Origin of the sequence: Sorangium sp. So ce1153, assembly GCF_051521595.1 — a bacterium.
GTDB lineage: Bacteria > Myxococcota_A > Polyangia > Polyangiales > Polyangiaceae > Sorangium.
In genome coordinates this window covers 1,833,132-1,854,734 of sequence record NZ_CP150361.1, presented here as the reverse complement: position 1 = coordinate 1,854,734, position 21,603 = coordinate 1,833,132, and the positions used below count along the sequence as shown (strand labels likewise).

11 protein-coding genes are annotated in these 21,603 nt (G+C 72.6%); 5 read left to right on the top strand and 6 right to left on the bottom strand.

The genetic code is table 11. The features are described 5' to 3' along the window. Positions 1-21 precede the first annotated feature (21 nt). Positions 22-5,193, top strand: coding sequence for a phosphorylase family protein (locus tag WME85_RS06635; RefSeq protein ID WP_437836221.1), 5,172 nt, complete (start codon positions 22-24; stop codon positions 5,191-5,193). Between the two features lie 4 nt (positions 5,194-5,197). On the opposite strand, the gene WME85_RS06630 is transcribed toward WME85_RS06635, so the two are convergent. Further along, positions 5,198-8,293: an AAA family ATPase gene (locus WME85_RS06630; RefSeq protein ID WP_437836219.1), complete on the bottom strand. Its 3,096-nt coding sequence runs from the start codon at positions 8,291-8,293 to the stop codon at positions 5,198-5,200. Between the two features lie 191 nt (positions 8,294-8,484). Here WME85_RS06630 and WME85_RS06625 point away from each other — a divergent pair, with 191 nt between their 5' ends. The 3 genes from WME85_RS06625 (at position 8,485) to WME85_RS06615 (ending at position 14,977) form a co-directional block, all read left to right on the top strand. Beyond that, the gene (locus WME85_RS06625) at positions 8,485-14,355 is read left to right on the top strand and encodes a protein kinase domain-containing protein (protein ID WP_437836217.1); all 5,871 of its coding nucleotides are present in this window, start codon (positions 8,485-8,487) and stop codon (positions 14,353-14,355) included. Positions 14,356-14,479: 124 nt separating this feature from the next. Then, positions 14,480-14,740 carry a hypothetical protein gene (locus WME85_RS06620; protein ID WP_437836215.1) on the top strand — a complete coding sequence of 87 codons (261 nt, stop codon included), beginning with the start codon at positions 14,480-14,482 and terminating at the stop codon, positions 14,738-14,740. A 3-nt stretch (positions 14,741-14,743) separates the two neighbouring features. After that, positions 14,744-14,977 (top strand): hypothetical protein, encoded by a 234-nt coding sequence (locus tag WME85_RS06615; RefSeq protein ID WP_437836213.1) that lies wholly within the window; start codon positions 14,744-14,746, stop codon positions 14,975-14,977. A 54-nt stretch (positions 14,978-15,031) separates the two neighbouring features. Here WME85_RS06615 and WME85_RS06610 read toward each other — a convergent pair whose 3' ends face one another. Both WME85_RS06610 and WME85_RS06605 read right to left on the bottom strand, forming a co-directional pair. After that, entirely contained in the window at positions 15,032-16,081 is a 1,050-nt protein-coding gene (locus WME85_RS06610; RefSeq protein WP_437836211.1) for a DMT family transporter, read from the bottom strand. Positions 16,082-16,566: 485 nt separating this feature from the next. Further along, a complete protein-coding gene (locus WME85_RS06605; RefSeq protein ID WP_437836209.1) occupies positions 16,567-17,469 on the bottom strand; it encodes a DMT family transporter in 903 nt (300 codons plus the stop codon). 423 nt (positions 17,470-17,892) lie between these two features. Here WME85_RS06605 and WME85_RS06600 point away from each other — a divergent pair, with 423 nt between their 5' ends. Further along, positions 17,893-18,870 (top strand): hypothetical protein, encoded by a 978-nt coding sequence (locus tag WME85_RS06600; RefSeq protein WP_437836206.1) that lies wholly within the window; start codon positions 17,893-17,895, stop codon positions 18,868-18,870. 137 nt (positions 18,871-19,007) lie between these two features. On the opposite strand, the gene WME85_RS06595 is transcribed toward WME85_RS06600, so the two are convergent. From WME85_RS06595 to trmB, 3 genes are all read right to left on the bottom strand, one after another. Beyond that, positions 19,008-19,490, bottom strand: a complete 483-nt coding sequence (locus WME85_RS06595) for a hypothetical protein (protein ID WP_437836204.1) — start codon at positions 19,488-19,490, stop codon at positions 19,008-19,010. A gap of 108 nt (positions 19,491-19,598) precedes the next feature. Continuing rightward, entirely contained in the window at positions 19,599-20,549 is a 951-nt protein-coding gene (locus tag WME85_RS06590) for a quinone oxidoreductase family protein (RefSeq protein WP_437836202.1), read from the bottom strand. Between the two features lie 303 nt (positions 20,550-20,852). Then, positions 20,853-21,521 (bottom strand): tRNA (guanine(46)-N(7))-methyltransferase TrmB, encoded by a 669-nt coding sequence (gene trmB, locus WME85_RS06585; RefSeq protein WP_437836200.1) that lies wholly within the window; start codon positions 21,519-21,521, stop codon positions 20,853-20,855. Between the last annotated feature and the right edge of the window lie 82 nt (positions 21,522-21,603).

Sequence of the window (21,603 nt, the reverse complement as noted above, 5' to 3'; positions counted from 1 at the left end):
AGCCCATGATACAAGGGCGCGATGGCGTCCACCAAGCCGCGCTTGGCGTCGGCGATCGCGCCCGAGGATCGCGCTCGAGCGCTGCTCGATCGCGTGACGGTGGGGTTCGTCACGGCGCTTCCCAAGGAGTTCGCCGCGGCCAAGGCGATGCTGGAGGACCCCGTCGAGCACTCGGCCGGGGGTGACGGAGCGGGCCGGGACTACGTGCTCGGGGAGATCCCGGCGAGGGGCGGCGGGGCGCACGCGGTGGCGCTGGTGAGCACCGGAATGGGCAACAACCTCGCGTCGGTCCGCGTGACGCAGATGCTCGAGCACTTCCGGCAGATCCGCAGCGTGGTGATGGTGGGCATCGCGGGCGGCGTGCCGCACCCGGAGCGGCCCGCAGAGCACGTGCGGCTCGGCGACGTCGTGGTCGTCGATCGGCGCGGGGTGGTGCAGTACGATCTCGACAAGGAGACCGCCCGCGGCAGGACGCCCCGCCCCTCGCCGCGGGCGCCGGGCGCGTGGCTCCTCGAGGGCGTCGACGCGCTCGAGGTCCTGGCCTACGAGCGGAAGGTGCCGTGGGTGAAGCTGATCGACCGCGGGCGCAGGCTCGTGGGCGCAAAGCGGCCTCCCGACGCTGAAGACGTGCTGCACGATCCGGCGGACCCGTCAAAGGTCTGTCCCCACCCGGCGGATCCGCAGCGCAAGAAGGGGCAGCCGCGCGTGTTCCAGGGGCCGATCGGCTCCGGGAACACGCTCCTCAAGAACCCGCGCCGGCGCGACCAGCTCCGCGACGATCTCGGCATCAAGGCCGTGGAGATGGAAGGGTCCGGGCTCGCCGACGCCGCGTGGCAGCACGACGTCGGGTACCTCGTGGTGCGCGGCATCTGCGACTACTGCGATGAGCACAAGGGGGACGCGTGGCAGATGTACGCGGCCATCGTGGCGGCCGCCTACGCGCGCGCGGTGCTCGAGCGGATGCGGGCGAGCCGTCCGAGCGCGGAGGGCCCCTCGCCCGTCGCCGCGCGCGAGGGCCGATCGCGCGACAGGCACGAGCGCCGCGACCGCGATCGCCCGGCGGACGAGGAGCGCGGCGACGGTCTCCTCGATCATGTCCTGCGCGTCTGCCGGATGCGCGAGGAGGCGCGCGGCAAGCGCGTCACGGTCGCTTGGAGGGAGGCCCATCCCCCGTTCTCCGAGGTCGCCGAGATCGTCACGGCCGAGCCGCTGGGACATGCCTTGATGGGACCGGCGCTGACCTTCGCCGTGGGCGCCGTGGCCGGGCCTGTCACGCCTGCCCTGATCGAGCTCTTCCGGACCGAGGTGCACGCGCGCTACCAGCGGCGGAGCGCGGGGACGTTCTCGCAGCTCGTCTACGATGGCCCGCCGGCGCCCGACGCGCTGGTGCGGGAAGCGCACCGCAAGGGCGTATGGCTGGCCAGCATTGCCGAGTATCAGGGCCTGATCCACTTCGGGCCTTACGTGGAGCGGCTGGTTCACCGGCTGGAGCGCGACCCCATCTATCCGCCGAGGCTCTATGTCCCTCAGCGAGCGTCGCTGACGGCCGCGGGAGGCGCCCGGCAGGAGGTCGAGCACGCGCTCGAGGCGATCGACGATCTGCTCGCCTCGCCTGCGGCCCGGTTCGTCCTGGTCCTCGGGGATTTCGGGACCGGAAAGACGTTCCTGCTCCACGAGCTGGCGCGCCGCCTCGGGGCGCGGGACGGTCCGCCGTACCCGGTGCTCATCGAGATGCGGTCGCTCGAGAAAGCGCACTCGCTGGACGCGCTGGTCGCCAACCATCTCGCGCTGGCAGGTATGGAGCGGTTCGATCTGCCCAGCTTCCGGTACATGCTGGCGGAAGGCTTGATAGCGCTCCTCTTCGACGGCTTCGACGAGCTGGCGCTGCGCGTGCGCTATGGCCGCGCCGCCGATCATTTCGACGCGCTGATCCAGGCCGCGCAGGGCAAAGCCAAGGTCGTGCTCACCAGCCGGACGCAGCACTTCTACTCGGACGACCAGATCCGGACCAAGCTCGGCGAGCAGGCGGAGCGGATCCTGGGCCACCGCATCGTGACGCTCGCGACGTTCTCGCCGGTCCAGATACGGCACTTCCTCGTCAACCTGCTCGGCAGCACGGAGGCCGCCGAGGCCCGGGTGCGGCTGCTCGACGACGTGAAGGATCTGCTGCGCCTGTCGGAGAACCCCCGCCTGCTCAGCTTCATCTCCGAGATCCCCGAGCGAGAGCTGCTCGGGGCGCGGGACCGGACCGGGAAGATCACCGCGGCCGGGCTCTACCAGAGCCTGCTCGATCGGTGGTTCCGGGGCGAGGACGAGCGCGTGCACCTGAAGGGCGCGGCGTCGACGCTGGCCACCGAGGATCGGTGGAAGGCCGTGACGACGCTGGCGCTCCGGCTCTGGTCCAGGATGGAGCCGAGCATCCATGTTGACGAGCTTCCCGCCGAGGTGGCGAAGGCCATCATCGATCTGAGCACGCGGCAGATCGAGCTCGACGAGGCCGTCCATGCGGTCGGCTCCGGCACGCTCCTCGTGCGCGATCCGCAGGGCAACTTCTCGTTCCTCCACGCCTCGGTGCTCGAGTGGCTCGTCGCGCGGGCGGCGGCGGCGGAGCTCCGTCAGGGGGGCGAGGCCACGGTGCTCGGGTGGCGCGAGATGTCCGAGCTGATGCTCGAGTTCTTCACGGCGCTGGCGGACCGCGACGCGAGCGTCGCCTGGGCGAGGCAGGTGCTCGGCGGCGTGTCGGGGGAGGTCGCCAAGCGGAACGCCATCGGCGTGATGAAGCTGCTGAACGTCGAGGCCGAGGAGCGGGTGAACCTCGCCGGCCAGGACCTGCGAGGGCAGGATCTGTCGCGCCGGAACCTCCGCAACGCCGACCTGACCGGGGCGGATCTGCGCGAAGCGATCCTGGTCGAGGCCGACCTCGGCGGCGCGAAGCTCGCCGGGGCCGCGCTGGTGCGCGCGGATCTCTCGGGGGCGCGGCTCGCGGGCGCGGATCTGGAGGGCGCAGACGCGTCGTCCGCCCGGCTCCTCGGCGCCGATCTCCGCGGCGCGCGGCTCGCGTCGGCCCGGCTCCGCCATGCCCAGCTCGTCGGCGCGAGGCTGGACGACGGCGCGCTCGCCGGCCTGGACACGTTCGGGAGCGCGCCGCCCGGCGCCTCCCACGCCGACGTCATGACGACCGCCGTGCCGTCTCCCTGCATGGCGGTGGCGGTGAGCCCCGATGGACAGCTCATCGCCTCTGTGCACCGGAATGGCTCGGTGTGGCTGTGGGACGTGGCCACGGGGGTGGCGCGCCGCGCGCTGACAGCGCATGCCTCCTGGGTCAGGAGCGTCGCGTTCAGCCCGGATGGTACCTTGCTGGCCTCCGGCAGCAGCGACACGACGATCCGGCTCTGGGACGTGGCCACGGGCAAGGAGCTCCGCGTCCTGCGAGGCCACGTGGCCGCGGTCAGGAGCCTCGCGTTCAGCCCGGATGGCACCTTGCTGGCCTCGACCGGCAATGACAGCACGGTCCGGCTCTGGGAGGTCGCCGCAGCGGCCGAACCCCGCGTCCTGACAGGCCATACGGGCATCGTCCGGAGCATCGCCTTCAGGCCGGATGGCGCCGTGCTGGCGTCGGCTTCCGACGACCGGACCATCCGGCTCTGGGACGTGGCCAGGGCCGCCGAGCTCCGCGCCTTGAGGGACCACGCGACGATCGCCAGGAGCGTCGCCTTCAGCCCGGATGGCGCCTCGCTGGCCGCGGGCGCTCACGACAGCACCGTCTGGCTGTGGGACGTGATCACAGCGGCTGATCCTCGTGTCCTGATGGGCCATGAAGCCTCTGTGACGAGCGTTGCCTTCGACGCCAGCGGCGGTATCCTCGCGTCCACCAGCAACGACAACACCATCCGGCTGTGGGACGTGGCCACCGGCGCTCAGCGCGATGTCCTGAGGGGCCATACCGCGGCGGTGAGGAGCGTCGCCTTCAGCCCGGATGGCACCACCCTGGTCTCTGGCTCCACGGACAGCGGCGTTTTCCTGTGGGATGTGGCGACGAGCGCCAGGCGCCGCATCCTTCGAGGCAATGCGCCGCCCATCCGGAGCGTCGCCTTCAGCCCGGATGGCACCTCGCTCGCGGCGGCCTCGGAAGAGGGCGCCATTCGCCTCTGGGACGCGGGCACGGTGGCGGCGCGCGGCGTGCTCGAAGGGCACGTGGACCACGTGAGGAGCATCGCGTTCAGCTCGGATGGGGCCTCGCTCGCGAGCGCCTCTGCGGATGGCACCGTTTGCCTGTGGGATGTGAAGACGCGGGCCGGGCAGCGCATCATGAAGGATTACCCGCTGTCCGCGAGCACCATCGCCTTCAGTCCTGACGGCGCCTCCCTTGCCTGGGGCGGAAAGGACAGCACGGTCCGGCTGTGGGACGTGGCCAGAGGCGCACAGCATCGCGTCCTGAAGGGCCATTCGTCCCCGGTCCGGTGCATCGCCTTCAGCCCGGACGGGGCGTCGCTGGCGTCGGGCGCCGACGACGGGACCGTGTTTCTGTGGAGCGCGGCGGCGGGGTCCGTGCGTCTTGTGCTGAGGTGCCGCGCGGCGCTCGTCAGGAGCACCGCATTCAGCCCGGACAGCGCCTCGCTGGCCACGGGCGTGAGCAACGGCGCGGTTCATCTGTGGGACGTGGCCTCGGGCGCCGAGCGCCTTGTCCTGAAGGGCCACGCGTCGGCCGTCTCCAGCGTCGCCTTCAGCCCGGAGGGCGCCTTTGTGGCCTCTGGCGCCGAGGACAGCACCGTTCGTCTGTGGGACGCGCTCACCGGCGCCGAGCGCCGCGTCCTCCGGGCGCATGCGAGCGCTGTGCAGGGCGTCGCCTTCAGCCCGGATGGCGCCTGGCTCGCGAGCGCCTCGGACGACGGCACCGTCCGGATCTGGGACGTGGCCGCCGGCGTCTGCCGCGCCGTGCTCGTCTCCCGCGCCGAGGGCTGGGCGGCGTTCACGCCCGATGGCCGCCGCTACAAGCTGAGCGGCGCCGTCGCGGGCTCGTTCTGGTATGCGATCGGGCTCTGTCGGTTCGAGCCGGGTGAGCTCGACGCCTATCTGCCCGCCGTGGAGCGTGTCCCCGACGACGAGGCGCTCATCCTGACTCCGCGCCTCGTGGCCCCGGGGAGGCGCGAGACGCCCGACGGGCGGGGCGCGGAGGAGACCGTGAGGCGGTGATCGGTCAGGCAAGCGTCGGTCGGGACGCCGGCGCATGCTCGCTGGCGGCGCCATGCTGCGCCTGCGCATGGCCCGGATCTTCACTGGACCGGTCCAGCTTCGCGAGCTCGGAGAGAAGCCTCGCCTCCTCCGTGCGGTTGCCGGTCTGGCCCGCGATCTCGAGCGCACGCGAGCAGAGCGTGCGGGCGGCATCGTACCGGCCCTGGGCGGCGTAGGCCGTCCCGAGGCTCGCAAGCAGGAGCCCCTCGGTCCGGAGGTTGCCCGCCTCGCGCGCGGCGCGCAGCCCCTCTTCCCAGTACGTGCGCGCGTCGTCCGGCTGCTGCATCGCCCAGTGCGTGCGGCCGAGGCCGAGGAAGCCGAGCGCCTCGGACGCGCGGTCGCCGAGCTTCTGCGCGTCGGTGAGCACGAGGACGTGCTCCTGCCGCGCCTCCTCGTGCCTCTCCCTCGCCTCGAGCACATCGCGCGCGAACTCGTAGCGGACGGCGAGGCTGTCGCGCGTCGGCTCCGGTGACAGCTTGAAGTAGACACGGTAGAGCCGCGTCGCCTCCTGGTGGGCGTAGCGCGCGGCCGCCTTGCGCGCGCCCGCGAGGAAGTAGCGGCGCGCGTGGTCGACCTTGCCCGCGCGCCGCCAGTGCCGGCCGAGCGCAACGAGCTGGCCCTCGAGGTCGCCGTCGTACAGCCTCTCGATCGCCTCGGCGGCGAGCCGGTGGAGCTCCTGCAGCCGGGCGCGGGACTGCATGTCGTAGGCCGCGTTGCGGAGCAGCGCGTTGCTGAACTGGAAGCGCCGCTCCGTCATCTGCGACCAGATGCACTCCGTCTCACCGATGCGCAGGTGCTCCTCGAGCACCGGCGCGTCGGCGAGCATGAGCGCGAGCACGCGCAGATCGAATTCGCGCCCGAGCACCGCCGCGGCGACGACGGTTTGCTTCACCTTCGCGTCGAGCCGGCCGAGTCGGGAGATCAGCAGGCTGTTCACGTTCTTCGGCCGCGTGAACGTGTTCGTGATCGAGACGTCGTCACTCAGGTCCGCGCGGGGGCGCCCGTCCTCAAGCCAGTAGGCGAGGATCTCCTGCGCGAAGAACGGGTTGCCGCCCGCCACCTCGCAGAGGAGCGTCGCGAGCATGTCGGGCATCGAGCCGCCGAAGAGCGGGACCGCGAGCGCGAGGAGCTGCTCGGGCGGCAGCGGCTTCAGCTCGATCACCTTCTCGGAGATGCCCGGGTCGAGCGGGATGCGCACCGGGGTGCCGTCGTTCTTGCGCCGCGTCGTGCAGAGGATCGCGATGGGCAGCCCCCGGCACGCGTGCGCGATCACGCGCACCGCCTCGAGCGAATCCTCGTCGGCCCAGTGGGCGTCCTCAAGATGGAGGATCACCGGCTGGAGCGACGCCTCTGCGAGGAAAATGAGGCTCAGCGCCGAGAGCATGCTCGTGTGCCGGAGCTTCGGGTGCAGGCGCTCGTACGCCGAGTCTTCCCAGCGGATGCCGACGAGCGCGGCGAGCATCGAGCGCGCGCGGTCGAGCTCGCGCCGGAGTGCGTGCTGGCTCCCGGGAAACCGCTCGAGAAGGCGATCGAACGCGTCTTCGAAGCACGTGAACCTCTCTTCCTTGCCCAGCGTGGAGGACGTCCGGAAGTACTCCTGCAGCCCGAACTCGAACGCATTCAGCGAGCTCTGGAGGGTCTGATCGCAGCGGGCGTCAATCCACAGGAAGGGCCTGTTTCTGTGGGACGCCTCGCACCGTTCGCTGAAACGCTGCACGAGGTAGCTCTTCCCGATCCCCGGCTCGCCCTCAATGTAGATGAGCCCGGCCGGTTTGCCCTCGAAGATCGGCTCGACGTGGCGCGATAGCAGATCGAGCTCGGCCTCGCGACCGAGGAGGCCGAGCTCGTAGAACTCCTTCTGGACCGAGATGCGCCGCCGCTCGAGCGAGTAGACGAGGACGGGCAGACCGAAGCCCTCGAACCGGAAGATGTCCTCCGTCGTCCACTGGTATCCCGTCTCGCTGACGGAGAAGACCTGCGCGTCGGCCCAGATCGCCGACCAGGGAGCCTTCGCGACGAGGCGCGCGGCGAGGTTCGTCGCACGGCCGATGCACGCGAGCTCGTGCCGCTCGGTGCCGCCGCTCCAGCCGGCGTAGCGGACGTCGCGCGTGATCCCGGCGCGGAGGCGCATCTGCCGGAGGCCGCGCTTCTTCAGCTCCAGCGCGAAGTCGAGCGCGCGATCGTTGTCGTTCTCGTGCGTGATCGGCGCGCCGAAGTGGATCAGCGCGGCGATGCCGAGATCGCCCGCGTCGATGCCCGTGAACGTGCCGCCGTAGAGCTCCGAGAGCTCGTGCAAGAGGCGCGTGAGCTCCGCGAAGCTCGGGATCTGCTCGAACGAGAGGAAGACGCTCGTGACGTTGCGGAACTCGCCCTCCGGCGGTATGCCGGCGGCGCCGCTCGCCACGAACGCGGCGCCGTCGCCGCGGGACGGGGCCATCGGGACCTGCGGCAGCCCGGGCGCCGGTACATCGCCGAGCCTGTAGACGTCCTCGCTGTGGAGCTCCGCGCTCCCGGGCGGGATTCGCTCGTGCAGCGCGCTATCGAGGAGGATGTCCCCCGTCTGGGCCTGTCGCTCGATCGTGACGCACGCGGCGAGCGCCTGCCCATGGAAGTGGTAGTAAGCCCGCTCCGGCGAGATGCGCACGATTTCCCAGTCGACAGCGCCCCACGCGAGCGCCGTCGTGAAGGACAACGGGATGCTCCCGAATGCCGTCTGCCGCTCCGGGCGCTCGGCGAAGAGATGGCGTATCGAGAGCGCAGCAGCCAGCACGTGCTCCGCGACGTCACGCTCCGGGGTGTCCGGGAACATCGCAGTGAACCCGCCGCCCGCGAGGCGCGCGACGAAGCCACCGGCATGATGCACCGCCTGGATCAGCGGGCCGAAGTAGTCCCGGAGTGCGCGCGCGATCTCCTCGGCGCCCGCACTCCCATGCTGCATTAGCTTGTCGACGAGCTCGGTGAAGCCGGGGATGTCGATCCTTAGCACCGCCCCCGTGAAGCTTCCCTCCGTCTGACCGAGAGCGTCTTGCTGGAGGATGAAGTCGGGGACGAGCGGGTTCATTTCCTTGCTCCTCAAGCAAGTATGCCCCTGGGATCAACCACTAGACACGGGCTCCAGGGCCGCGAGGGCAGACTGTACTGTGGATAGGTAACCTACAGCAGCGCTCCGCCGACCGTCCACCCACGCTCGCCACGGCGACCTCGGCCGCAGGAAGCGACACACGCCGCGCGACTTCGGCGAAGATGGCGCCGATGGACTACCGGCTGGGGGAGGTGCTGTACACCGGCGCGGAGACGCGCGTCGTGGCGGGCGTTCACCGGAGCACCCAGGCGGCCGTCGTGCTGAAGATCCCCCGCCACGAGCCGCCGGACGAGCGGGTCGTGGCGCGGCTCCGCAGCGAGCACGCGCTGCTCCGCAAGATCGAGCTCCCCGGCGTCGTCCGCGCGCTGGACCTCGTGCCCCACGGCGCCGGGGTGGCCCTGGTGCTCGAGCGCTGGGGAGACGCCTCGCTCGACCGCGCCCTGGCGAGCGGGCCCCTCCCCGCCGAGGCAGCGCTGCGCCTGGGCGCCGCGCTCGCGCGGGTGCTCGGGCAGCTCCACCGCCGGGGCGTCATCCACCGCGACATCCAGCCGCAGAACATCCTCGTGAACGCCGCGCGCACCGAGGTGCAGATCATCGACTTCGGCCTGGCCACGCGGCGGACCGCGGCGGGGGACGCGGGCGGCGCGGAAGGGGCGGCGATCGGGACGCTCGCGTACATAGCGCCGGAGCAGACCGGCCGCATGCAGCGCAGCGTCGATGCGCGGGCGGACCTCTACGCGCTGGGCTGCACGCTCTACCAGATGCTGACCGGCAAGCCGCCGTTCGAGCTGACCGACGAGCTCTCGCTGATCCACGCGCACATCGCCCGGAGGCCGCCTCCGCCGCACGAGCGGGCGCCGGCGCTCCGGATCCCAGAGGCGGTCAGCGCCATCGTGATGCGGCTGCTGGAGAAGAGCCCGGAGCAGCGCTACCAGACCGGCGAGGGCGCGGCGCGCGACCTGGAGCGCGCGCTCGAGGCGCTGCGCGAGACCGGAGAGATCCGGCCCTTTCCGCTCGGCGCGCGCGACTGGGAGAACCGCGTCCGGAGGCCGTCGCGGCTCTTCGGCAGGGAGCGCGAGCAACAGGCGCTCCGGGAGGCCCTCGCGCGCGCGCGCCGCGGCGAGACGGAGCTCGCGCTGTTCTCCGGGCCGTCCGGCGTCGGCAAGTCGGCGCTCGTCGGGGCCCTGCGCGACGAGGCGCGCCTCGCCGGCTGCCTCTTCGCGGCCGGCAAGTTCGATCCGCTCCAGCGCGGCACCCCGTACGCGGCGCTCGCGCAGGCCTTCCGCGCCATCACGCGGCGGAGGCTCTCCGACAGCGCCGAGGCGCTCGAGCGCTGGGCGACGGCCGCCCGCGCCGCCCTCGGCGCCAACGCGCGCATCCTCGTCGACATGGCGCCGGAGCTCGCGCGCACCCTCGGCGAGCCGCCGGCGCTCCTGGAGGTGAGCCCGGCCGAGGCGAAGCACCGCTTCCAGCTCACCGTGCAGCGCTTCGTCCGCGCGACCGCGACCGCCGAGCACCCGCTCGTGCTGTTCATCGACGACCTCCAGTGGGCCGACGCGCCCTCGCTGGCCCTGATCGAGGCGATCGCGACCGACCCGGAGGTCGGGCACCTCCTCCTGCTCGGGGCTCACCGCGACGGCGAGGTGGACGGGGCGCCCCCGCTGCGCGCGCTGGTCGAGGCGACCCGGGCGAGCGGGCGGCGCGCGGAGGTGCGCGCGCTCGGGCCGCTCGACGAGCAGGCGCTCGTCGGGATGGTGGACGACATGCTGCGCGGCGCCGGCAACGAGGTGCGGGCCCTGTCCTCGCTCGTGAGGGCGAAGACCGACGGCAGCCCGTTCTTCGTCGAGCAGTTCCTGCGGGCGCTGCACGAGCAGCGGCTGCTCCTGCGCGACACCTACACGGGCAGGTGGTACTGGGAAGCGGAGCGCATCGAGCGGGCCGCCGTCACCGACAACGTCGTGGCGCTCCTGACGGAGAAGATGGGCCGCCTCCCCGAGGAGCCCCGGCGGATGCTCGTCGCGGGGGCGTGCGTGGGCGCGGACTTCGAGGCCTCGCTGGTGAGCGCCGCCGCGGGGCTGCCGCCGGAGGCGCTGCGGAGGGCTGCCGAGGCGCTGCTGCAGGAGGGGCTCCTCGTGGCCGCGGGCGAGGGAGAGGGCGAGGCGTACGCGTTCGTGCACGACCGGGTGCAGCAGGCCGCGTACGAGCTGCCCGGGGGCGACGAGCGCCCCGGCCTGCACCTGGCCCTCGCGCGCGCGCTCGACCGGCGCTGGTCGGCGCGCGGGGGAGACGCCGAGCTGTTCGCGCTCGTCCACCACTACGTCCGGGCCGCGGGGCACCTCCGCGAGGCGGCGGAGCGGCGCCGCGCGGCCGAGCGCTGCCTCGCCGCCGGGCTGCGGGCGAAGGCGGCCTCGGCCTACGCCGAGGCGGTGCGGTTCCTGCGGGCAGGGCGCGAGCTCCTCGGCGCCGACGGGGGCGCCGCCGCGGCCGGCGACGGGGGTGCGGCGACGGTCGCCGATGCTGGCGCGGCCGCGGTCCCCGACGCCGGCGCGGCCACGCTCCCCGACGGCGGCGCCGCGGCGGCGCTCGACTTCGAGATCCTGCTCGCGCTCGCGGAGACCGAGTGGCTCGCGGGGCAGCCCGAGGCGGGCGAGCGGCTGTTCGCGGCGTGCCGGGAGCGGACCCGGGACGCTGTCGGGCGGGGGCGCGTGGCGCTCGCGCAGGTGCCGCTGCTGACCGTCGCCGGGCGCTACCCCGAGGGCGTCGGCGTGGGGCTCGCCGCGCTGTCGGAGCTCGGCTGGTCGTTCCCGCGCGAGCCCGAGGCGCTGGCGGCCTTCTTCGCCGCCCAGACGGCGCGCATCGCGCCCCTCATCGCGGCGATGAGCCCGGACTCCTTCCGCGCCCTGCCCCGCTGCGCCGATCCGGTCGCGCGCGTCGCCGGCGAGCTGATCGGCGCGTCGATCACGGCGGCCGCGCTCAGCCAGCCGGACCTCGCGGCGAGCCTGATCTTCGCGATGCCCGAGATCGCCCTGGTGCACGGGCTGTACCCGCGCGCTGTCTACGGCCTGAGCATGAGCGCTGTCGTGCTCACCGGCGTGCTCCAGGACCTGCCCCTGGGCGCCCGGTGCGTCGAGCTCGTGTACGCCGCGCGCTCCACGGAGGGCCTGCTCCTCGCCGGCGCCCTCCACACAGGGAACCTCGCCGGCCAGCTCGTGCACCCGGACCTCGCGTTCGTGCACGCGCAGTGGCGCGACGTGCCCGAGATCGGCTTCCGTGAAGGCGCCATCACGCACAGCGAGGTCAGCCAGGTCGTCCTCCCCGCCGCCCGGATGGGCGCGGGGGCGCGGCTGTCGAGCTGCCCGATCCCCGCCGCGCCCTGGCGGGACAGCATCGCCGGCCAGAGCGCCCCGGCGTTCCGCGTCGTCCACCGCCTGCTCACCTGCGCCGACGAGGCCGACGCGACCGACGTGCGCGCCGCGATCCGCCGCGTCGCCGCGCTCCCGGCTTCCTCGCCGATGACGCGGGTCATCGTGCTGGGCTCCGCCGCGTTCGCCGCGGCGCACCTCGGCGAGGACGGCGAGGCGCTGCGGCTCGCGCTGGAGGTGAGCCCCCTGTGGACGGCCGGCTGGTGCAACCCGCCCGCCCTCTGGAGCCTCGAGATCCTGGCGAGCCTCGGCGCCGCGCTGCCGCCGTCCGGCGACCCGGCGGAGGACCGCGACCGCCGCGCCGCCCTCGCCGACCAGCGCGCGCGGCTCGAGAGGCTCGCGGCGTTCAACCCGGCGACCTTCCGCCACGCGCTCCTGCTCGCCGAGGCAGGGGAGGCGCGGGCGGCGGGGCGGCACGAGGAGGCGGAGCGCCTCCTCGACGAGGCCATCGAGCACGCCCACCGGCAGGGCTTCGTCCACGCCGAGGCCCTCGGCCTGCGCCTCGCGGGCGAGCACCTGCTCGCGCGCGGCCGGGCGCGGATGGCGCGCGCAACCCTGCGCGACGCGCACGGCGCTTACCTGCGCTGGGAGGCCACCGGCGCCGCCGCGGCCCTGCGCCGCAGGCACCCCGAGGTCTTCGCGGCGGTCGAGCCGGCCCTGGCCGAGCCGGCCGGCGCCGCGGCGCCGCCGGCCCCGGCGCTCAGGGCGGCGAGCGCGACCGCCCGCGCGGCCAGCCAGCTCGACGTCGTCTCGCTGCTCGAGGCCGCCCAGGCGCTGGCCAGCGACAGGGATCCGGACTCGCTCATCGCGCGCATGATGCGGCTCCTCGCCGAGAACGCCGGCGCCGAGCGCGCCGTGCTGGTGCTCGCGCGGGGCGATCACCTCGTCGTCCGCGCGGAGCTCACCGTGGAGCCCGAGCGGATGACGCTCCACCGCGACGAGCCGGCCCTGAGCTCGGCGCTCCTGCCCGCCACGGCGGTGCGCTACGTGGCGCGCAGCCGCGAGCCGCTGGTGCTCGGGCGCGACGGCGGCGACGGGCGCTTCGACGACGACCCCTACCTCCAGCCCCGCGGCCCGGCCTCGCTGCTGCTCGTGCCGCTGCTCCACCAGGGGCGGCTCCTCGGCGTGACGGTGCTGGAGCACGCGGGCGTCTCGGGGGCGTTCCCCGAGGCGCGGGTGCAGGTGGTCTCGCTGCTCGCCGCCCAGGCCGCGACCGCCGTCGAGAACGCCGCGCTGTACAGCGAGCTCTCGAGCTCGCACCAGCGCCTGGAGCAGCTGGTCGAGGAGCGCACCGCCGAGCTCAAGGCCGCGAAGGAGGCGGCCGACGCGGCGAGCCGCGCCAAGAGCGACTTCCTCGCGAGCATGAGCCACGAGCTGCGCACGCCGCTCAACGGGATCCTCGGCTACGCGCAGATCCTCGAGCGGCTGGAGGGGCTGTCGCCCAGGCACCTGCGCGCCGTGCAGATCATCCAGTCGTCCGGCGAGCACCTGCTGACGCTGATCAACGACGTGCTCGACCTCGCCAAGATCGAGGCCGGCAAGCTGACGCTCTCGCCCGACGAGGTGCACTTCCCGTCGTTCGTGCAGGCGGTGCTCGGCATCTGCCAGGTGCGCGCCGAGGCGAAGGGCCTGACCTTCCTGTTCGAGCAGGAGGGCGCCGCGCTCGGGGCGGTGATCGCCGACCAGAAGCGGCTCACGCAGGTGCTGCTCAACCTGCTGGGCAACGCGATCAAGTTCACCGAGCGCGGCCGCGTGGTGCTGCGCGTCGTGGCGAGCGAGGCGCCGCCTGCTGGAGGCCCGCTCTCGGGCGCGCCACGGCCGGTGCGCTTCCGCGTGGAGGACACGGGCCCCGGCATCGCGCCCGAGCACCTCGAGCGGATCTTCGAGCCGTTCGAGCAGGTGCCGACCGGGGGCGCGCCGGTCGAGGGGACGGGCCTCGGGCTCGCGATCACGCGGCGGATCGTGGATCACATGGGTGGCACCCTCCGGGTCGAGAGCCAGCCCGGGGAGGGCAGCGTGTTCGAGGTCGAGGTGCCGCTCGCGGACGCGAGCGCGGCCCCGGCCGCCGGCGCGCCGGCGCCCCAGGTCGCGGGGCGCTGGGCGCGCGTGACCGGCTACGCTGGACCTCGCCGCGCCGTCCTGGTCGTGGACGATCAGGCCGAGAACCGGGCCGTGCTGCGGGACATGCTCGCCCCGCTGGGCTTCGTCGTCGTCGAGGCCTCCGGCGGCGGCGAGGCGCTGGCGCTGGCGAGCGCCCGCCGGCCCGATCTCGTCGTGATGGACCTGGCGATGCCGGAGCTCGACGGCATCGAGACGACGCGGCGGCTGCGGAAGCTGCCCGGGCTCGCCTCGGTCCCGGTGATCGCGTCGTCGGCGAGCGCGTCCGAGGGCGACCGCGCGCGGGGCGCCGGCGTGGGGTGCACCGATTTCCTGCCCAAGCCCGTCCAGCTCGGGGCGCTCCTCGAGCAGCTGGAAGACCACCTCGACCTCGCGTGGACGCGCGCCGAGCCCCCGCCGCGCGCGGCGGCGCCCGCCCCCGCCGCGCCGGGTGCGCCCGCCCCCGCCGCGCCGGGCGCGTTGCCGTCGGCGGAGGTGATCGGTCGGCTGCTCGACCCCTGATTCTGCCGCTCGCACCGCCGGATCCGAAGCCCGCGGATCGTCCGACACTCGCCTGTTCGGCAGGTCGATCGCGATCGGTAATTTCCGCGGAAGCAGCGCCAATGACATCGCCGTCGGTGCGCCGTTGTCGCAGATCGGCAACGGCGCAGTGTACATCTACGAGTACGAGAGCCTGATCGCCGAGCCGCTGCTCTTCCATCGCAAGCAGACCCTCGTGCAGAACAACACGCCTGAATTGAACGACGGATTTGGCGAGTCGCTGGCCGTGGCCGATACCATCCAGTCCACGCCGCAGCACGAGCTCCTCGTTGGATCGCCCGGGGAGGATGGCCACGCAGGGGCCATCTCGCTCTTCCGGGGGAGAGCGACTGTCCAGGCGTTTTAGTTCTTGCAGCAGAGCAGCATCCCGGAGGAGACGAACCATGCCTTCGGCAGCTTCGGCAAAGCGTTGGCCGCCGGGAGCATCAACGGCCTTGGCGACAGCGGCGTGACCAGCGACGATTTCAAAGCCGTCGGGGGGCAGGGGATCCCCGACGTGGTGGTCGGCAGCCCGGGCGACTCCGGCTTCAGCCTCTTTCGGGGCTACACCATCCTCGGGTTGATCGGCCACGACAAGTTCTGACCGCGCGCTGGCGCGGCGAGGGCGCGAGTCGGCGCGACTGGCGAGCTCCGCAGCTCATGCCTTGAAGGGCGGACTGCGCGCCGGCTCGGGGCTCGGGACCTCGGCGCCGGGGCTCCCGGAGAGCAGGGCCATGCCCGGCGCGGGGGCGAGCGCGTCCCCGTCGCGGGCCGGCGGCGCGGGCCGCGCGGCGGGGCCGGCGTGCGGGCGGGGCGCGGTGGCGACGATGGTCACGCCGGCGAGGAGCACGAGGCCCGCGACGGCCGTGCGCGCGCCGAGGGCCTCGCCGAGCTGGGCCCAGGCGAGCAGCGCGGCCAGGGGCGGCCGCAGGAAGACGTAGATGGCCACGAGCGTCGGCGAGGCGCGCCGGAGCGCCCAGGCGTTCACGGCGTAGGCGAGGACCGTGGGCACGAGGACGCAGAAGGCGACGAGGAGGGCCGCCGGCAAGGACCACGAGGGCGCCTCGCGGACGAGGGCGACGCCGCCGACCGGCGCGAACAGGAGCGCACCCCAGCCGAACACCCAGGCCATGACCGTCACGGTCCCGAGGCGCTCGAGCGCCGACTTCGCATGAAGGACGTAGATGGCGGTCGAGAGGGCATAGACGAGCGCGAACGAGTCGCCCAGCCTGGGGACGGCGAAGCCGGTGAGCATGGCGGCCCCGAAGAGCGCGACCGCGGTGCCGGCGCCGGCGCGCTGCGAGAAGCGCTCGCGGCCGGTGAGGGCGGCGAGGGCGGCGGTGAAGACGGGGATCATCGCGATGAGAAGGGTCGCGGAGACCGCCGAGGTGATGCGCAGGCCGACGAGGAGGAGCGCCTGGTTGCAGACGACGCCGAAGAACGCGAGCACGGCGAGGTGGAGCGCGTCCGCGAGCTGCGTGACGCGCGGCGTCCGGAGCGCGAGGTGGGCGCCGGCGAAGACCACCGCCCCGCCGAGGAAGCGGGCCATGGCGAGCGCGGCGGGCGAGACGTCGTGAGGCGGGCTCATCGCGAGCTTGCCCTCCACGGAGAGCGACGCGAAGGCGAGTGTGGCGAAGAAGAGCGCTGCGTGGATGCCGGCGGAGGCGCGGCGCGCTCCAGGTGGCCTGGGCGAATCGTCGGTCGTCACGGAAAAGGCTCGCTCCTCGGCAGGGAGCTCCCGCGCCGCGAGCGCGGTAGGCGGCGGCAGCGCCGACCGCGCGCGGGCCGCGCCTGCCGCGGCGCGGGTCGTCTCCCCCGGCCGGAGACGGTACCATGAACGAACCGCGCGAGGACAGGACGCTCCGGGGCAGCGGCGGAGTCGACGCGGAGCTCATCTCGCGTGTGTGCACTATCGCTCCTTTCCACCGAGGAAGAGGCGGTGTGTGGTCAGCGGACCAGCGTCGGCGATTGGGGGCGGGGGCGTGGACGCCCGACAGATCGTGGAAGAGGAGAAGAACTTTAAACCGCCAAGAGCGCCAAGGACGCCAAGAGGAGAAAATTGAATTTCTCGGCTCTCTTGGCGTCCTTGGCGCTCCTGGCGGTTTTCTTCGTCCGGGTCGCTGTGTCGGGGAAGCGCGCGGCAATCGTGTGATCATCACGTGAACTTCGCGAGATGATCGCGCAGCGGCTCGGTCAGGTGGTCGCCGCGTCCCTGGGGACGCTCTGGCTGATGAGGCAGCCGGCGAGGACGACGAAGGAGGCGGCGTACTGGCCCGGGGTGAGCTTCTCGCCGAGGAACGACCGGCCGATGAGGAGGGAGAAGACAGGGATGAGGTTGATGAGGGGGGCGGCGTAGACAGCGGGGACCTTGCTCAGCGCGTAGTTGTAGAGGGCGTATGCGCCGAGCGACACGAACACGCCGAGATAGAGCACGGCCAGAACGGGCCTCTGGGTCAGGGAGAGATCCGCGACGGGCGGGCCGGGCGCGATCAGCATGAGCGGAAGGAAGAAGACCGCGCCGACGAGGGCCTGCACCGCGGTCAAGAAGAGCGGCGGATAGCGCGGGGCGAGCCGCCTGCTCGAGATCGTGTATCCGGTGGCGAAGGTCACGGCCACGAGCTCGAGGAAGTTGCCCAGGACGGGCTCGGGCGCGAGCCCGGTGGCCTCCCCCGCGGCCGAGAGCCAGGCCGCTCCGGTGATGGCCACCGCGAACCCCGGGAGCATGCGCGGGGGCAGCGTCTCCTTGAGGGTGAACCGCGCGGCCAGGGCGATCAGGAGCGGCATCATGGCCACGATCATCCCGGCCTGCGAGGCGCTCGTCTTCGTGAGCGCCCAGGCCTCGAAGATGAAATAGAGGCACGGCTCGAACAGCGCGAGGAGCAGCAGCTTCCACCAGTCGCCCGGGAAGTAATGCTGACGGATGCCCTTGAGCCTGCCGATCAGGAAGACGAAGCAGGCGCTGGCCACGGCCATGCGGCCGAAGTTCATCGCCATCGGCGAGAAGGTGAGCAACGCGTACTTCTGGGCCGCGAACGAGGAGCCCCAGAGGACCATCGACAGGATCAGGGCGGGGAGGGGTAGCCAGGCAGAGGGCATCGGAGGTCGCGGTCTTTCGTGCTCCCGGAGCGCCACGAGGCGGCAGGTACGATGAAGAGCCCGGGGCGAGGAAGCTACCTCGGCGGAGCGCGGAGGGCACGCCTGTAGGGCTTGCCGCTCGCCCGGCGCGCTTCCGCGATCCGCTCGCCGAGGCCGCCGCGGTTGACCTCGGCGTATCGGCGCGGCCGGAGATGCTGCGAGCGCCGGACATCGGCCCCGGTGCCAACTCGTCGCTTACTTGCGGGACGAGAAGGCCGTTGCGAAAAAGCAACGCGAGCTCTTTTTCCACCTCGCCGACACGGATGCTCGTAATTCGAACCCTGGGTGCCGCGGTGGCGTCCCGGCGCACCAACGCATGCGCAGCTTCGGATCCCGTCGATAGAATCTGGCTACAGCGATCGACGTCTGCTATCGCGCGACTCCATGGGTCAGCCGGACCAGTTCGCCAAAAGGACGTTCGCGGAGGAGACCGAGCGCATCACCGGCGGTGCGGCCAGATGGGAGGACCCACCCGAGATCAGGCTCGAGAAGGTCCAGTGCGATGGCTTTCTCGTGATCAGCCGCCCGGATCGTCTCGCACACCTCCCCGCGCCGTGGTCGGAGACACGGACCTGCGACGAGGTGGTCGTCGAGCTGAAGCTCGCGGGGGACCATGTCGACCGGCTCGCAGCGGAGCGAGCGCTGCTGCGGCGTCAAGCCAGGCAAGTGCAGCGCGCGGAGGAGCAGGGTCCGTCCTGGATGGGCGAGGAGCCGATCTGGATCGTCGCTCCGCATCTGCCCGTGTGGCTGGAGCAGGCCCGCAAGCCCGTTCGGTTCGCCCCCGGCTGTTACCGCGTCGAGCCGCTCGGGCACCTGTTCCTGTGGATTGCGGCCAACGAGCTCCCGCTGCGCGATGATCTCGTGCCGTTCCTGGTGGCCCGCTCGGGTCGAGCGCTCGACGAGTTCGCCCGATGGGTCGCGTCGCGAAGGTCGCCCCAGTGGGTGCTCGGCATGCTAAGATACCTCGCGATGTCGACGAGCGTGCGCAAGGAGCTTCTGTGGGGGTTTGAAAAGACCGATGATCCCGAGATCATGGCTCGGGATCAGGAAATTTTCGAGGTCCTGCTCGAGGCCAGACCTCAGCTCATGAAGCGCGTGCTCGAGGAGGGGCGCCTGGAGGGGCGCCGAGAGGGCCACCTGGAGGGGCGCCGAGAGGGCCACCTGGAGGGGCGCCGAGAGGGCCACCTGGAGGGGCGCCTGATCGAAGCGCGCAAGGCCCTGCGCCGTGTGCTCGCGCGACGGCAGCTCGAGCTCAGCCCCGAGGATGACGCGCGCATCGAGGCGTGCGGCGACCTGGCGACGATCGAACGGTGGCTCGATCACGCCGTCACCGCGACGAGCGCCTCCGAAGCGCTGCAGTAGCCCGGCACCGCCGGCGCTCGGCCGGCTGTGGGCCAGCGCCGCCAGGCCTGGAGGCCCCCGCCGCCGTGGAGCCTCCAGCAGAAGCGCCGTCCGGAGCCCCACGCAGCGCGAAAGCGCACCGGTGCCCTCTCAGGCCCTCACGCCCCGCTCCGGAACCTGTCGTCATAGGGATACCGGTCGTCGTGCTGCTTCGCCGTGGTGACGAAGCAGCGGTGGGTGAGCAGCTCGACCCGCGCCTCCCGCGTCAGGCCATCGTCATACTCGGCCGTTGGCTCCGGCACGCCCAGATCGTGCTTGCCATCGACGTTGTAGCACAGCACCTCTCCCACCCGGTAATCCCTCCGGAAAGAGGTGCGCCACTGGGAATTGCTGCCCCAGCCGTGGGAGCGATCGGTAGGGGGACGGTTCTTCCGCCAGTACGCCCAGTACAGCGTGGATGCTTCGGCGACGTCCTTGCGGACGTTCTCACTCCCACCGCGCACCCGCACGCCAGCCCGGGAGAAGAGCGTGTCGCCAAGCGCCTCGAGCCAGGGCGCGAGCACATCCGCATAGAGAGAGCCGCCCTCGTACGCGAGGAGCGACCCGTGGAGCTCACGGTAGATTGTCTGTGCAACATGCATTGTGTACCGCCGATGCACCTGCCGAATCCGTGACGCTGACGAACGTCGAGCCGTCGTCGCGAGGCGTGAAGAGCCACTCGACCGTCACCCTCGCGCGGCCCCGGCAGCTCACGCCACGCGAAGGGCGAGCTTGCCGAGGTAGTGAGCGCCGAGCGCGAGGTGGGCTTCGGCGGCCTCGGCCAGGGGAAACGTCCGGGCGATATGGACCTGGAACGGGCCGCGGGCGATCAGGCGGTTGAGCCGCGCGATGATGTCCGCGTCGGGCTCGCCATTGTAACTGCGGCGCTCGATGGCCGGGCGGGCCAGGGGCTCGGGCTGCACGCCGCCGGGATACGCGACGCGCCCGCCGTCGCGCACCGCGAGCAGCGCCTTCTCGGCCGCCGCGCCGCCGGCGGTGAGCAGGGCGGCGTCGAGCCCCCCGGGCGCGAACGCACGCGCGGCCGCGAGCACGTCGTCCTTGCGCCCGTCGACCGCGACATCGGCGCCCAGCCGCTCCGCCAGCGCCGTGCCGTCGTCGCCCGACGCCACCGCGAGCACCCGGGCGCCCATGCGCCTGGCGAGCTGAACCGCCATGTGCCCGACGCCGCCGCTGGCGCCGAAGATCATCACCGACTCGCCCTGCTTCAGCCCGAGCGTGTCGTCGAGGCCGCGCAGCGCGGTGATCCCCACCCCTCCCATCACCCCCGCCTGCTCGACCGTGAGGTCGCCGGGGAGCGACGAGACGAGATCGGAATGCACGGCGGCGTACTCGGCGTAGAGGCCACCTTTCGGGTTCAGGAAGCCGAGCGCGTATACCCGGTCGCCCTCGCGAAAGCGGCGGACCTGCTCGCCGACCGCCGCGACCGTCCCGGCGCCTTCCGAGCCGAGCACGTACGGAAATCGGGGCTCGCGCCCGAGCAGCTTGGCGTAGCCCCCCTCGCGCTCGAAGGGATCCCACTCGCCCACGCCCGCAACCGCGACGCGAATCAGGACCTCGTCCGGCCCGATGGCCGGCACGGGGAGCGCGCGTAACGAGAGCGTCTCGGGACCGCCAAACCGGTCGATCGCAATCGCTCGCATCGTGTCCCGCTTCGGTTGATCCATCGCTGACCTCTTGCTCGGGTTGACGGCGTTCTCGCTCGACGCAGTGACGGTCTGCCGCGAAGCGACGCGCCGTCGACAGCCGCGTCAGGCTACCCGATGCGCTCGCCCAGCACCACCGACGGCGAGATCTCCCACCTTCTGAATCATGTTATCCTGGAACCAGACGGTCGCGCCTCCCTCGAGGCCGCAGCGAGCGCAGCCGACCTCGACGAGCCCAGCGACGACGACATCGAACATTCCCCTCTCGCCTCGCGACCGCCGCCGCTGCCCCGAGAGGGCCTATCCGCTGTCCGCCGGCGCGCCGCCCGCGGCGCGCGGCCGCCGCCGGTAGCGCAGCCGGCTCACCGGCAGCCCGTCGGCGATCGCGTGGTGCTCGCGGGGGCTCCGGGCGCCGTAGGGGTTCTCGGCGAGGAGCGGCGAGCCGGGGGCGTCGCCGGCGGGCTCGAACGCCGGGTGCGCGCCGATCTGATCGGCGTACAGCGCGGCGCGCTCCTCGACGTCGGTCTGCACGTAGAGCTCGCCGCCGTCCACGAGCAGGCGCGCGAGGCTGTCGAGCAGCGCCGGGCCCATCACGAGGCGCTTCTCGTGCCGCTTCTTCCACCACGGATCCGGGAAGTGCAGGAAGAACCGCGCGATCGACGCGTCGGGCCGGAGCCGCGCGAGCGCCTCGCGCGCGTCGGCGTTGAGCGCCCGCACGCGGCCGCCGAGGCCGCCCTTCCGCAGGCGCTCGTCGACGATCGCCGACCACTTCAGCCGGATCTCCAGCCCGAGCAGCCGCGACCCGGGGCTCGCCGCCGCGCGCTCGAAGAGGAAGCCGCCGCGGCCGGGGCCGATCTCGATCTCGACGGGGCCGGCGCCGGGGAGCAGGTCGTCGATGGACACGTCGTCGCCATCGGGGAAGCGGGGCGCGTCGGCGTAGGGGTGGTTCGGGCGCGGCTGGAAGACCATGGAGCCCCGGCGCTCTACCAAATGCCGGCCGCCCGCGCGCGGGAAATCGAGGCCCCCGGGCGGCGTGGTGGTATTCGTCGGG